Here is a 14,114-nt window from a genome sequence, read left to right as displayed (position 1 = left end):
CTTTATTATAAACCGGCCCCATCATATGATTTAGCAAATATAAGAGGCCGGATGCTCGAACTTCCAAATACGGACATCATGGTTTAGTCTATTCATGTATCAGAAATCTTGAAGAAGAAAGACCAAAACATTTCTTATTCAAATGCAGGTTCTGTATAGCGTGCTGTTACAACTTTTTTACGAGTATAGAACTCAACACTATCTTTTCCGTTGGCATGTAATGTTCCAAAGAATGACGATTTCCACCCGGAGAATGGGAAGAACGCCATAGGCGCCGGCACACCCAGGTTAACGCCTAACATACCGGCATCAATATTTTCACGGAAGTAACGGATAGATGCAGCGTTTGTTGTAAAGATACATGCGCCATTGGCAAATTCTGATTTATTGGCAACTTCAATAGCTTCTTTTAAATTCTTCACACGCATGATTGATAGTACCGGAGCAAAGATTTCATCTTTCCAGATAGTCATGTCTGTTGTTACATCATCTAGAATGGTAGGACCAATGAAAAATCCTTCATCTAATGAACGTTCGCGCCCGTCACAAACAACGGTTGCTCCTTCTTCAATTCCTTTTTCGATATAATTGATAGTGCGTTTTCGATTTTCTTCCCTGATGACTGGCCCCAACAATACACCATCATCCAGGCCATTGCCCATTTTTATAGAAGCCGTTCTCTCTTTCAACTTTGCTAAAAATTCTTCGGCAATTCCCTCTTCTACTGTGACAACTGAGCATGCCATGCAGCGTTCACCTGCTGAACCAAATGCTGAAGAAATAATATTTGTGATTGTTTCTTCAAGATCAGCGTCATTTAAGACGATGGTATGGTTTTTAGCACCTGTTAATGACTGAACGCGTTTCAAATTCTCGCTGCCTCGTTTAAACACGTATTCACCTACAGGCTTGGAGCCAACAAAAGAAATCGCTTTAATTTCAGGGTGATCTAATATTCCGTTAACGACGTCATGTGCTCCGTGTACTAAGTTGAATACACCTTTTGGAAGTCCTGCTTCAGAAAATAGCTCAACTAATTTTTCTGTTAAAAGCGGTGCTCTTTCGGAGGGCTTTAAAATAAACGTATTTCCCATCGCTATTGCCATTGGAAACATCCAGCACGGTACCATCATTGGAAAGTTAAATGGTGCAATTCCACCGACAACTCCAATTGGATAGCGGTAATTTGTCGCTTCGACATCTGTAGCAATTGAAGATAGTGAATCCCCCATCATTAAAGTAGGCGCCCCTGCTGCAAATTCAACATTCTCTATACCGCGTTGGACTTCACCTAATGCTTCCGAAAGGCTTTTTCCATTTTCTATTGTGATAAGGTGAGCCAACTCTTCTTTATGCCTCGTCAGCAATTGCTGATAGTTGAATAAGATTCTTGCACGCCTTGGCACTGCGACTTTTTGCCATTTTTCAAACGCTTTTGCAGCAACTTCTATCGCAAAGTCAACATCCTCTTTTGTTGATAGCGGAACTTGAGCAATAACCTCTTTTGTGGCTGGATTGAAAACATCTTCATATTTTGTTGTATTGCTTTCAATCCACTCACCATTTATGTAATTTTTCAGTTTTACTGCTTTCGTTACTACTTCCGTCATGCTTCCTGCCTCCTTGAATAATATGTTTTCATCTCTATCATTTAATTACAAAACATAATCCGCTTTTTGGAATAAATTTTTCACTACATAATTTCACTGTCACAATCTATTTCTTTACTCTTTTCACCTCTTTTCATATTAAAACGTTCAAGAAAGGACATAATAAGCTATCAGTCCTAACACTTTCTTGCATTTTTCTTATAAATTAGAGGGAGAGCGCTTACAAATCTTTCAATGTGATAGATTTATACATTGTTCACTCAAACGAGGATATAACTCTTCCATTTTTTCATTGCTAAAACCTTAAAGATTCCTTTGTTGATAAAATGAAACTTCATTTTTAAGCGAATCTTGATGTCAGCTAATACAGAATAACATCAGGTTTATCGATTACCCTAAAAGCAAAAAAATAATATGAAATTCTATCAATACATTCTATTCATTTTCTATATATCTTCTTATTTCCATGTAAAGATCTGTCTTTATGTCTTTTGCAATTTAGGATTATCGATTACCCTAAGATTTGTTTTTATTTTATCCTATACTCTATGATATTTCAATCGATTTTTTAAAAAAAATTTTATATTCAGATTATTTTCTATATAACCTGTTTGTATAGTAATCTTTATCTTCTCTTTTCTTTAGGTAAGATCGCAGAATTTCGTATATGCGGAAACATGAGAATACGTTGTAAGGCTCTTTGAAAAAAGGGCATTTGCTGAATGAGCCAAACATTAATAAAGCGGCAAGAAAATCCTGGTTTTACTGGATTCTCTATGCCGCTTTAGTTTATGAAATTACCACATGAGCTAAAAAATGCTTTAATGCTTATTTAATTTTCATTAAGTATTGCTGTTGACTGACGAATAACAAGCTCCGGCAGCAGAGAAATACGTTGTTTCAAGTTATCCTTTTGTTCAATTTGCTGGATCAATAGTTCCATCGCCTGTCTTCCTATTTCATGTGCCTGTATAGCTACAGAAGTTAGCTGAGGTTCTACAATCTTGCACATAACCGTGTTGTCAAATCCTATAACAGACAGTTCGTCTGGAATGATAATTCTGAGTTCCTTTGCTGCCAGCATCGAGCCAATAGCTAATATATCATTACAGCCAAAAATCGCCGTCGGCCTCTGTTCAGTATTAAGCAGCTTTCTCGCATGCATCTCCGTTCCTTCAATTGTTGGTTCATTGATTGTCATGACTAAACTTTCATCAACCTCTATCCCTGCATTCATCAGAGCCTTTTGATATCCCTTAATACGTTCCATCCCGCTTAATGTTGCTACTTCTGCAATAACTCCAATTCTGCGGTGTCCTAGAGACAACAAGTGTTCAGTCGCAATATAGCCTCCTAAATAATCATCGCCGGTTACACTGCCTACGGGAAGTTCTGGCCGTTGAAGTGCAATAAGTACTATCGGGACTTGTTCCTCAATTAATTGTTTTAAAACCTCTTCATTTTTAAATATAGAAGCTATGATAAATCCGTCAACATGTTTCTGCCTTAATAATGCAATATGCTTAGCTTCCTTTTCAGGATCACTTCGAGTGCTGCACATCACAATACTAAACCCCAGCTCTTGACCGTATTCCTCTATATATTTTAAATATTGAGCATATATAGGGTTAGTCATGTCTGGAATTAATAATGCAATTGTGTAGGTGGATTTTCCTTTCATCGCAGAAGCCAATAGATTGGGCTGATAACGAAGATCTTCTATAATTTTCATAATTTTTTCCCTGGTTTTCTCACTTATCCGTCCCTTATTATTAATTACTTTAGAAACCGTAGTTGCAGATACCCCTGCTTCTCTTGCAATATCATAAATGGTTGGTTTCATTTCTCCACACTCTTTCACCTGATCTATGTTTTTTCTTATTATAAAGTGATATAGTTTTCTAACATCTTTCTCGATTGTATATAATATGGTAAGTATATCATATGTTATTAAGGTTAGATCAGATCATACATACCCGTACAGCTTCAATAGAGCTTTTATTTCCTTTTCCTTCATTGAATCGTTGAATAGCTATAGTAAGCGGAAAGAAAGCTTGGGAACCTTGTGTTTTCTTGTGAGGCAATGAATCAATCATTTGCTTATAGCTGTCTTCGTTCGCCCGCGCTTTTTTCACATAATATCGTACCCTATCATATTGCCATCCAACCAACCAAGCAATAAGCGTAAAAATAAAGAAATCTATCGTAAAAAAAGGCTTATATGCCAAAATCTTTTGATAGGCGGTAAATAATACCGATATAAGTACCAGAATAATTTGTCCCGATTTATTCATTAGGTTGCCCCTTAAATATTTAATGCATTTACCATAACATATAGTTCATCAGAAATATTACTGATTAAAGCAAACACAAATATTATAGGTATAGCTGCATCCTGTTAGTAGCTATTCAACTTATAAAAACTGCTAAATAACAAATAAAATAAGCAGATGCATCACATCATATTAATCCTGCTTTCCCGCTTCGCCGTGATTTTCTATTTTCACATTGTCTCTCCTAATCTCCAAATAATGATCTGAAATTTAAATGATTTAAAGGAAACAAGCTGCAAAAAAAAGGTTTGACACTTATTGTAATGTTTCATATAGTGACTATAGCTAAATAAGTCTTCTGTTAGGTGAGGCTCCTGTATAGAGATAAGCTGCTGCCCAAAAATGTCGAGAGACGCCAATGGGTCAACAGGAAAAATCGGATTAAGGTTTTTCTTAATGCAGCTGGTATAATCCTATGCTATACAGTGCTAAAACTCAAAACAAGGGGAGACATTTAAAGCTTGCTATTTATGCTGTTTTATGACCCCTTTCTTATGAAAGGGGTCTTTTTAACAAATAAGAAAGTTTAAAATTTTGAGCATTGATAGCAAGCGGATCGCCCAACTCCTCGGGCAGAACAAACTATTGGCGCTTGCGTTTTTCTTTATAATGGGGGTGAGGAAATAATGGGCACAGATGACCCTAATCCGGCAGATGAAAACAGAGACAGCATAAGCATGAGGCAACCAGTGTGCACCAGTTCCTCTTTTCCTGCCAAAGAAGATCTAAGCTAGCACGTTTGCCTCGTAGAATAAACTTTTACGGGGTGTATACAGATGATTAAAACGTATCTCTATAAAAACGATACACAGGAAATGATCGCAGATATCAAAATGAATGAAATCAACAATTATTTAAGCCATTCAGACAGCTTACTATGGATTGATATGTATGATGTACAAAACCGCGAATTATATGAAGTCGCAAAAATATTTGATTTTCACCATCTGGCCATTGAAGATTGTCTCCATGACAGCCCCCGGGCTAAGATGGATAACTACGAGGATTATAAATTCTTTGTCTTTCACGCTCTCCGGTACAATGAGGAAAGCGATAATGAAATCACGACCCTTGAATTAAACGTTTTTGTCGGCCCTAATTATGTGGTAACGATTCATAAGCACAAATTAAAATGGCTTGGACAAATGGACGCGATTTGCTCTAAACACATTAAATATATGAATAAAGGCGCTGACTTTCTTTTATACACGCTCATTGACGGTATAACAGATGAATATTTCCCAATCCTTGACCGCATAGGAATCCGGATTGATGAATTAGAAGATGAGATTTATGATGAAGAAGTCCGTGGTGTAACCGAAGAATTTCTCGCCTTAAAACGAACCATCATCTTAATCCGAAGAGTCATACTCCCGCAGCGGAGAATCTTTATCAATGTTGATGGTAAATGGAAATTTGATATAAGAGAAGAAAATGTCCCTTTCTATACAGACTTAATAGATCATTTAGAACGGATTGTCGACTCTACTGAAACGTTCAGAGACTTAGTAAATAGTGCTCTCGATACCTACTACTCTATTATTAATGCGAAGTCCTCAGAAAAACTGAATGTCCTGACACTGATTTCAACCATTATGCTTCCATTAACGTTTGTAACAGGATTTTTCGGAATGAATGTTCCGCTTCCCTACCAGGACTCGCCTTTTGCGACAATCATTATCTTTTCTTTTCTTATTCTATTAACATTTGGAATGTGGAAATATTTTAAAAATAAACAGCTTTTATAACATTGGCGACAGCTCATTTGCTGTCGTCTTTTTTTATTCAAGTATATGATTTCAATTAGAACCCTGATATAATTATTCAAAAATGAATAATTATTCAAATATGAATAATATTTCTTATATTCATTCAATGGAAGGGTGAATTTCAGATGACGGCATCGACTAACTGGAATGAAAATGAACAAATTCTTCACTCCCTGAAGGATGATATTCTTGTTACCAATTTAGATGGAATTATTTTAAAAGTCAGTGAGTTTACAGGGAAAATCTACGGGGTAGAATCTGATAGTTTAATTGGAAAATCAGTCTATGATCTTGAGGCGCAGGGGCTGTTCACCCCCATTTTGACTCCAATTGTAGTGAAAGAGAAGAAAAAAATTACGTTTGTTCAAACGACGAATAAAGGAAAAAAGCTATTGGTCACAGGCATACCTGTCTACAATGAAAATGGCGAACTCTACAGGGTTGTCAGCTATTCACACGATATCACGGAACTCGCAGACTATAAGAATTTCCTCATTACAATGGAAGAAGAAATGGAACGGGTAAAAAGCGAGCTTGATCTTTTGCGGAGCAAACAGCTTTATGATGCCGGAATTATTGCAAAAAGTGACGAAATGCAGAAAGTAATCAGCACGTCCCTCCAAGTATCAGAAGTAGATGTAAACGTATTAATACTGGGTGAGTCAGGCGTTGGCAAATCCCTGCTTGCAAAATTTATACATAATAAAAGCGATCGAAAAAGCGGACCATTTATTGAAGTAAACTGCGGTGCGATACCGGATTCCCTAGTAGAAGCAGAGCTGTTTGGATATGAAGCCGGAGCCTTTACCGGAGCCAATCGGAAAGGCAAAATCGGCCTGATTGAACTTTCTGATGGAGGAACCCTTTTCTTAGATGAAATTGGCGAACTGCCTCTTGCCCATCAGGTAAAAGTATTGAAAGTCATTCAGGAAAAACAGTTTTACAGGGTTGGCGGAACAAAGCCGATTCACGTTGATTTCAGACTCATTTCTGCTACAAATAAAGATTTGCAACAGGCCATCAAAGAAAAATTATTCAGGGAGGATCTGTACTTCAGATTAAACGTAGTGCCGATAACCATTCCCCCGCTCAGACAGCGGACAGAAGACATTGTGCCGCTCATTCATCTTCTTTTAAAACAATTCGAAGAAAAATACAACAAGGAAAAGACGCTGGATGAAGCTGTTGCACATCACCTTTTGCATTACGATTGGAAGGGCAATGTCCGTGAATTGATAAATATTCTGGAACGGCTGGTTGTAATTTCTCCTTCCGCTCTAATTACGGTAGATCAGCTGCCTGAATATATAAAAGATGCTGATGCACCTGCTCTCTTTCCGATTGATGAAAATCAGACCTTATCAGAAATGATGGATGCAATGGAAAAGCAAATTCTATTAAAAGCAAGGAAAAAGTATAAAACGACTGTACGTATGGCAGAGGCACTCGGCATCAGTCAGCCTTCAATTGTTAGAAAAATGAAAAAACATCAGATTCTATAACTTACTTGGCACGGTTCTTGCAAGTGTTTAAGTATAAGCAGATTACTTTTTAAACATGATGCAGGATTGATCAAGGAGGATGAAGATGGAGAATAATTGGAGTCATTTAGTTGCAGAAATGCCGGATTTATTAGCGCCGAGCATGGCGAAGGATCACCCGAATCTGCCCGTTGTAAAGGCTGAAGGCTGTTATTACTACGGGCTTGACGGCCGAAAATATTTGGATTTCACATCTGGCATTGCGACAGCCAACACAGGGCACAGACATCCTAAAGTAGTACAAGCCATCAAGGATGCAGCTGACCAGCTGATGCATGGTCCATCAGGCGTCATTATGTATGAATCGATTTTGAAGCTTGCTAAAGAATTAAAGCTGGTTCTTCCTGAAAATCTCGATTGCTTTTTCTTCGCCAACAGCGGAACGGAAGCGATAGAAGGCGCGATAAAACTAGCAAAACATGTAACGAGAAGACCATATGCTGTCTCGTTTATCGGCTGCTTTCATGGCCGATCGCTTGGAGCATTAAGTGTAACGACCTCGAAAAGCAAATACCGTAAATTTCTTCAGCCGAATGGACTCGCCTACCAAGTACCCTATGCTGATGTTTCAGGATGCCCAAAAGGGGCTGATCCAGAGGTTTATTGCACGGAGAAATTAGAAAAAGATTTTGAAACACTGTTTAATCATCAAGTAACACCAGAAGAAGTCGCCTGTATAATCGTTGAGCCGGTCCTTGGAGAAGGCGGATATATCGTTCCACCGAAAAGCTGGCTGAAAAAAATAAGGGAGATCTGCAGCAGGCATGGGATTCTCCTTATCTTTGATGAGGTTCAAACAGGCTTCGGACGGACGGGAGAATGGTTTGCTGCTCAAGCATTTGATGTTGTGCCCGATATTATGGCCATCGCAAAAGGCATAGCTTCAGGTCTTCCATTGAGTGCCACCGTTGCTTCGAAAGAATTAATGCAGCAATGGCCGCTTGGCAGTCACGGCACAACGTTCGGAGGCAACCCGATCGCATGTGCGGCAGCACTTGCAACCATTGAAGTGCTGAAAGAAGAGAAGCTCATTGAGAACTCTAAAAAAATGGGCAAATATGCAGTAGAGAAGCTGAGATTTTTGCAAAGAACCTCCCCTGTGATCGGAAGCGTACGCGCAATCGGTCTGATGATCGGGATTGAAATTGTTGACCCTGTAACAGGAAAACCAGACGGAGAAGCGCTCATGTCCATTTTGGACCGCTGTCTGGAAAAAGGTGTGCTCTTCTATTTATGCGGTAATCATGGCGAAGTCATTCGGATGATCCCTCCGCTTACTATCAGCAAGGATGAAATTGATCATGGCCTCAAAGTATTAGAAGAAGCCGTTTATGAGTACCAAAGCTCTCATTTATCTAAAGCATTACTAAATTCGTAACCATTTAAACTAAAAAGGAGGCTTTTCACATGCAGCTGCTCGATACGCTCGTGGTTTTAGTGTATTTTGGGGTTTTAATAGGTGTTGGGGTTATCGGTTCCAAAAAAGCAAAGACATCGGAAGATTTTAACCTGGCCGGACGGAATCTTGGAATGTTCATGTATCTCGGCTGTCTCTCTGCTGTCATTCTCGGAGGCGCCGCAACAATTGGAACGGCAAAACTTGGATATATATATGGAATCTCAGGGATCTGGTTTGTCACCATGATTGGTCTTGGCATTATTATTCTTGGCACTATTTTTATTAAGAAAATTGATTCTTTGAAAATCACAACCATCAGTGAGCTGCTCGGCAAAAGATATACTTCTGAAACCCGCCTGCTAAGTGCAATTGTAGCTGCCATCTATACTTTAATGGTCGCTGTAACACAGGTTATAGGAATGGGAGCAATCATCAACGTCCTTTTAGGCTGGAATATTACGACTTCAATGCTTGTCGGGGGCGGAATCGTTCTTTTTTACACCATCCTAGGCGGCATGTGGAGTGTAACGGTTACAGACATTATTCAATTTGTTGTCATGACCATCGGAATCTTTTTCATTATGCTGCCAATGAGCATTTCAAAAGCGGATGGCTGGGGAAATCTATTGACCCAGCTCCCTCAGACTCACTTCAGCTTTTCATCTATCGGTTATCAGCAAATCTTTCAATACTTCCTGCTTTATGCCTTGGGCATGGTCGTATCACAGGATATTTGGCAGCGGGTATTTACTGCAAAATCGAATAAAATAGCCAGAAACGGCTCTATTTTTGCAGGTTTCTACAGCATTGCCTATGCCCTTGCAGGAAGCATCATCGGGATGTGTGCATTTATCGTCATCCCATCCATCAGCAATCCTCAAAACACCTTTGCAGAAATGGCCTTTGCCATTCTTCCATCGGGAATTTTAGGGCTTGTTCTTGCAAGTGTCTGCTCTGCTCTCATGTCAACAGCATCAGGAACTCTGCTGGCGTCAGCCACCCTTATTACAAATGATATTTTAAAGCAATATTTCATGAAAAATATGACGGATAGACAGCTTTTAAGAGCTTCAAGAATCACAACGCTTATTGTTGGATTAATCGCGATTACATTCTCGATTTGGATCCAGGATGTTTTAGTTGCTTTAGATGTGGCATACGCCATTTTATCCGGTGCGATCTTTATCCCGCTTGTCATGACATTCTTCTGGAAAAAAGCGACGCCGAATGCAGGCTTTTATTCTATTTTGGTCAGCACGGTCGTTGTCCTTGCCGGGTTGTTTTTTGAAGGACTTACATCAACAAACCCGATCATTTATGGAATGTCATCTGGATTTATCGTTTTAGTGGGGATTTCATACCTTACTAACTACAGAAAGAAAACAAGCAATGTGGAGTATTTAAAAGAGACAAAACAATTATAGAGAAATGTGGAACCGCCCGCCCCGACAGACAGATAAAGATTCGACAGAAAAGTCCGGGCTTGACTTTTTTGTCGAATCTTTCTGGCCGAGGGGTTGGGTGATGGAGCTGGACAATAAAAATCCAACATCGCTTTAAACACTTATTTAAAAGAAGATCAGCCCTAAAAGGAGCTGATCTTCTTTTCTTCTTATTTCGCTGTTCTCACACTCATCCTCTTTTCCATCCGCCCTAAAACAATATCTGCAAGGATGGCCAGAATGGAAGCCGGAATGGCGCCGACATAGATCCGAATGTCATTTCTGGAGTTGATTCCAGAGAAAATTTCACGCCCGAGTCCGTCACCGCCTACAAAGGGCGCAAGTGTTGCAACGCCGATAGCGATCACTGCCGCAATTCTTAATCCAGCCATGATGAATGGCATAGCAAGCGGCAGCTGTACTTTTGTTAGAAGCTGAATGTAGGTCATCCCAATCCCGTGTCCTGCTTCCGTCAGAGATGAATCGACCTGCTCGAGCCCCACATAGGTATGCCGGATGATGGGCAGCAATGAGTAAAGGAACAATCCAATGACCACTGTATAGAATCCAAGTCCAAAATATAACATCAGCAAGGCCAGCAAGGCAAGACTCGGAACGATTTGTATGATGTTAGCTACTGATAAGATAATAGGTGCCAGTTTCTTGTACCTGCTGCACACAATGCCAAGGAGCGTTCCCACAATCAATGCCAAGGAAACCCCGATGATGACCATAAGCAGGTGCTGTCCAGTGTAAAGAAGCAGCAAATCTATATTTTCGCCCATATAAGCAAATAGTTCTTTAAGAAATGTCATTTCGTTCCCTCCGATTCGTTATTCAGGAGGCCTTTTTCCGTCAGGAATTCTCTTGCCACTTCCCGTTCGTTGCGGTTTTTAATATCAACTTCGTAATTGAGATTCGTGATGGTTTCCTCATCCATCTCACCGACCAGTTCATTCATAATCGGTTTAAGCTCCGGATGCTTCTCAAGCACCTCATTTCGTGCAACCATAGAAGCATCATAAGGAGGAAAAAATCGTTTGTCATCCTCTAATGTTTTCAAATTATATTGAATCAGTCTCGGGTCAGTTGAATAGGCAAGAACCACATCGACCCGTTCATTCGCAACTGCCTCATAAACTAAATTGATATCCATGGAATAAGATTGTTCGAAGTCAAACCCGTAATGCTTGATAAAGGCAGGATATCCATCCTGTTTGCGCTCCATCCAGGATGAATCAACACCGAATTTCATATTCTCCTGATCTTTTTTCAAATCTGATACTTTCTTAAGCCCTTTTTCTTCTGCAGTCTGCTCCTGAACGGTCAGGGCATAGGTATTTTCCCAGCCGAGAGGGTCAAACCATGTAAAGTCATAGTGCTTATCAAATCCTTCCTGTGCCTGCTTTAGAACCTCTTTTCGGTCTGTCGTCTGCTTTACAGGGAAAAAGTTGCTGAAAATAACTCCTGAATACATGAGCGCCATATCCAGGTCATCTCTGCTCATCGATTTTAGAATCATCGGATTTGAGAGCAGATCAGGTGTAATATCAACGGTTAAATCTGTCCGATCTTCAATCAGTTCTTTATAAATCGCAGCCATAATCTTTGTTTCTGTATAGGTGGCGGCGCCGATTTTAATGGTTTCTTTTGAGCTGCATCCTGATAAAACCGAGGTGCATGCTATAAAAACTGCCAGTGCAGATATAATGATTGCTTTCCTCATTAAATTTCTCCTTGTGATTCTTATTTCTAAGCTGTTAAACCGTTTCTATTTTTACTGAAAAAGCCTAAAACAACATCAACGATAACGGCCAGAATAATGGCACTGACCGTTCCAGTAAAGATAAGAAAATTATCATTGTTTGACATTCCGGCAATAATCAAATCGCCAAGTCCCCCGGCTCCAATCAATGCAGCAAGAGTTGTCCAGCTGATTATATAAACGGTCGTTAATCGAATTCCTGAAAGAATGTATGGAAATGCAAGCGGAAGCTCTATTTTAAATAAACGCTGAAACGTGCCGAACCCCATTCCTCTTGCTGCTTCCACAATGCTCCCATCCACTTCTCTAATACCTGAATAGGTATTGCGGAGAAGCGGCAGCAATGAATACAAAAAGAGAGCAAAAATGGCCGGCTTCATGCCGATGCCCATCAACGGAATAAGCATCGCAAGCAAGGCAATGGTCGGAACCGTCTGGAATACATTCACAAGACCAAATACGAAGCTGTTTAAAGGGCCTTCTTTCACTCTTGTCAGTAAAATACCCGTTGTAATGGCTACTAAGCAGCCGAATAAAACAGCAAGGCCAACAATCGTTAAATGTTCTCCTGACCTTGCCAGAATATCTGGGTACCGTTCCTGCAGAAAGGAAAAATAATCCTGAATGAGTATCATTTAAACCACCTCATCTGCATAAGGAAATACCTCTGCCATTAAGCGGACCATGCTTCCTCTAGTAATCACGCCGACAAACTTGCCGTTCCTTCTAACAACCGGTACATAAGGCAGGTTATACTGGCTCATTAAATCAAGGGCAATTGTAAAAGGACTGTCAGATTGGACAGTATGCGCGAAAGGCAGCATGACATCTTTCAGCGTTTTGGTTTCATCACGGTATTGCCCCAGAAGATTCAAAATTGGGGCATATCCTAGCAAGTTGCGTTCCTGGTCAATAATAATCAGCGAATCCACTCGTCTTTGCTCCATGATTTTCAGTGCGGCAGCAAGACCTCTTTCTGGATAAGCTGTTGCAGGATTATCAACCATGACTTCATTAACTGTTGGAATTTCATCGGGATCCATCGGAAAACTTGTATCTTTATGCTCTTTTAATCGCTTCTTACCGATAAACTCTTTCACAAAATCATTTGCCGGATGCCGCAAGATCGAGTCTGGCGATCCAACCTGGATCACTTCTCCACCCTTCATTAAAATGATGTTATCCGCAATTTTGATTGCTTCGTCCATATCATGAGTGACAAACACGATGGTCTTTTTCAGATCATCCTGTAAATTCACGAGCTCTGCCTGAAGCTGATCACGGCTGATCGGATCAAGTGCGCTGAACGGCTCGTCCATCAAAATAACATCAGGTTCTGCCGCTAGTGCACGAATCACGCCAACGCGCTGCTGCTGTCCCCCGCTCAGCTCGCTTGGATAACGGCTGCGGTAGGTCTCTGGGTCTAAATTGACCATCGAAAGCAGTTCATTCACTTTCCGGGTTATCCGTTCTTCCTCCCATTTCAATAAACGCGGTACGACTGCGACATTGTCGGCTATGGTCATATGCGGAAAAAGACCGATGCTTTGAATGACATAGCCGATCTTCCTCCGCAGCTCGACTGGATTTATCTTCGAGATATCCTCATTATTTATGTATACCGTGCCTTCAGTCGGAGTAATCAAACGGTTGATGAGCTTCATGGTTGTTGATTTCCCGCATCCGCTTGGTCCGATTACTACATGAATTTTTCCTGCCTCAAGTTCAAGATTGATATCCTTTAATGCCTTAAAACCATCAGGATATTTTTTTGTAATATTTCTAAGCTGAATCATTAAATGTCTCCTTCTCTATTAGAATCCAATTGTTTTTTCCCTTTATGTTTATTCCCTTGTGAAAAAAGCTCAAACATTTTTTTTGCTTTTTGACAGTTCCCTTCATTCCATACATTTCCTTCTCTAAAATTCACTTGTGAGCCTAACCCTATTTTATCGATAATGCGGGCTTATGATCTGTTTCTTTCTGTTTTGCAACGCGACAATAAAAATGGAAATGAAGAATATACAAAAGTGCAAAAAATACTTTTATATTCGGAAGATCCTGTCATCATGAGGTTTTTAGAGCTGATGAAAACGCTGCAGAGGTCCTGCTTCGCCGGAAAGGATATTTACGAGTACCATACTATCAATTATAGAAATCATCGGAAGTTTTTCGTCATTTATGGAAAGGTATACTCGAGCGGTTTTAATATATGCGAGGGATACCTAGCTCAAGTCGGCCGGTTTGGATAATGT

General features: G+C 40.0%; 11 protein-coding genes and 1 riboswitch. Of the genes, 4 read left to right on the top strand and 7 right to left on the bottom strand.

What is annotated here, in order from left to right; translation table 11 throughout:
• Window positions 1-134 precede the first annotated feature (134 nt).
• The 3 genes from iolA to QFZ72_RS12485 all read right to left on the bottom strand — a co-directional run bounded on the left by iolA (window position 135) and on the right by QFZ72_RS12485 (window position 3,904).
• The gene (iolA, locus tag QFZ72_RS12495) at window positions 135-1,610 is read right to left on the bottom strand and encodes a methylmalonate-semialdehyde dehydrogenase (protein ID WP_307433720.1); all 1,476 of its coding nucleotides are present in this window, start codon (window positions 1,608-1,610) and stop codon (window positions 135-137) included.
• Window positions 1,611-2,442: 832 nt separating this feature from the next.
• Window positions 2,443-3,453 (bottom strand): LacI family DNA-binding transcriptional regulator, encoded by a 1,011-nt coding sequence (locus QFZ72_RS12490; protein WP_307433718.1) that lies wholly within the window; start codon window positions 3,451-3,453, stop codon window positions 2,443-2,445.
• Between the two features lie 118 nt (window positions 3,454-3,571).
• A complete protein-coding gene (locus QFZ72_RS12485) occupies window positions 3,572-3,904 on the bottom strand; it encodes a hypothetical protein (RefSeq protein ID WP_307433716.1) in 333 nt (110 codons plus the stop codon).
• A gap of 329 nt (window positions 3,905-4,233) precedes the next feature.
• A riboswitch (M-box (ykoK) riboswitch) is annotated at window positions 4,234-4,398 on the top strand.
• Window positions 4,399-4,719: 321 nt separating this feature from the next.
• Between QFZ72_RS12485 and QFZ72_RS12480 the strand changes: the two genes are divergently transcribed.
• The 4 genes from QFZ72_RS12480 to QFZ72_RS12465 all read left to right on the top strand — a co-directional run bounded on the left by QFZ72_RS12480 (window position 4,720) and on the right by QFZ72_RS12465 (window position 10,076).
• Window positions 4,720-5,691, top strand: coding sequence for a magnesium transporter CorA family protein (locus QFZ72_RS12480; protein WP_307433715.1), 972 nt, complete (start codon window positions 4,720-4,722; stop codon window positions 5,689-5,691).
• A 146-nt stretch (window positions 5,692-5,837) separates the two neighbouring features.
• On the top strand, window positions 5,838-7,214 hold the full coding sequence (locus QFZ72_RS12475) for a sigma-54 interaction domain-containing protein (RefSeq protein ID WP_307433713.1): 1,377 nt from the start codon (window positions 5,838-5,840) through the stop codon (window positions 7,212-7,214).
• A gap of 85 nt (window positions 7,215-7,299) precedes the next feature.
• On the top strand, window positions 7,300-8,631 hold the full coding sequence (locus QFZ72_RS12470) for an aspartate aminotransferase family protein (protein WP_307433712.1): 1,332 nt from the start codon (window positions 7,300-7,302) through the stop codon (window positions 8,629-8,631).
• Window positions 8,632-8,660: 29 nt separating this feature from the next.
• The gene (locus QFZ72_RS12465) at window positions 8,661-10,076 is read left to right on the top strand and encodes a sodium:solute symporter family protein (protein ID WP_307433710.1); all 1,416 of its coding nucleotides are present in this window, start codon (window positions 8,661-8,663) and stop codon (window positions 10,074-10,076) included.
• 188 nt (window positions 10,077-10,264) lie between these two features.
• Here QFZ72_RS12465 and QFZ72_RS12460 read toward each other — a convergent pair whose 3' ends face one another.
• From QFZ72_RS12460 to QFZ72_RS12445, 4 genes are read right to left on the bottom strand one after another with little or no spacing between them, the layout of a single operon-like run.
• Entirely contained in the window at window positions 10,265-10,909 is a 645-nt protein-coding gene (locus QFZ72_RS12460) for an ABC transporter permease (RefSeq protein WP_307433708.1), read from the bottom strand.
• Window positions 10,906-11,820, bottom strand: a complete 915-nt coding sequence (locus QFZ72_RS12455; RefSeq protein WP_307433706.1) for a glycine betaine ABC transporter substrate-binding protein — start codon at window positions 11,818-11,820, stop codon at window positions 10,906-10,908. The genes QFZ72_RS12460 and QFZ72_RS12455 overlap by 4 nt, the downstream gene beginning before the upstream one ends.
• Before the next feature lie 26 nt (window positions 11,821-11,846).
• Window positions 11,847-12,494 (bottom strand): ABC transporter permease, encoded by a 648-nt coding sequence (locus tag QFZ72_RS12450; RefSeq protein WP_307433704.1) that lies wholly within the window; start codon window positions 12,492-12,494, stop codon window positions 11,847-11,849.
• Window positions 12,495-13,655, bottom strand: coding sequence for an ABC transporter ATP-binding protein (locus tag QFZ72_RS12445; protein ID WP_307433701.1), 1,161 nt, complete (start codon window positions 13,653-13,655; stop codon window positions 12,495-12,497).
• Window positions 13,656-14,114: the final 459 nt, after the last annotated feature.

Source organism: Bacillus sp. V2I10, assembly GCF_030817055.1.
In the GTDB taxonomy this organism is placed as follows: Bacteria; Bacillota; Bacilli; order Bacillales; family Bacillaceae; genus Bacillus_P.
The sequence above is the reverse complement of the archived record's forward strand: the minus strand, read 5'-3'. Positions and strand labels throughout refer to the sequence as shown.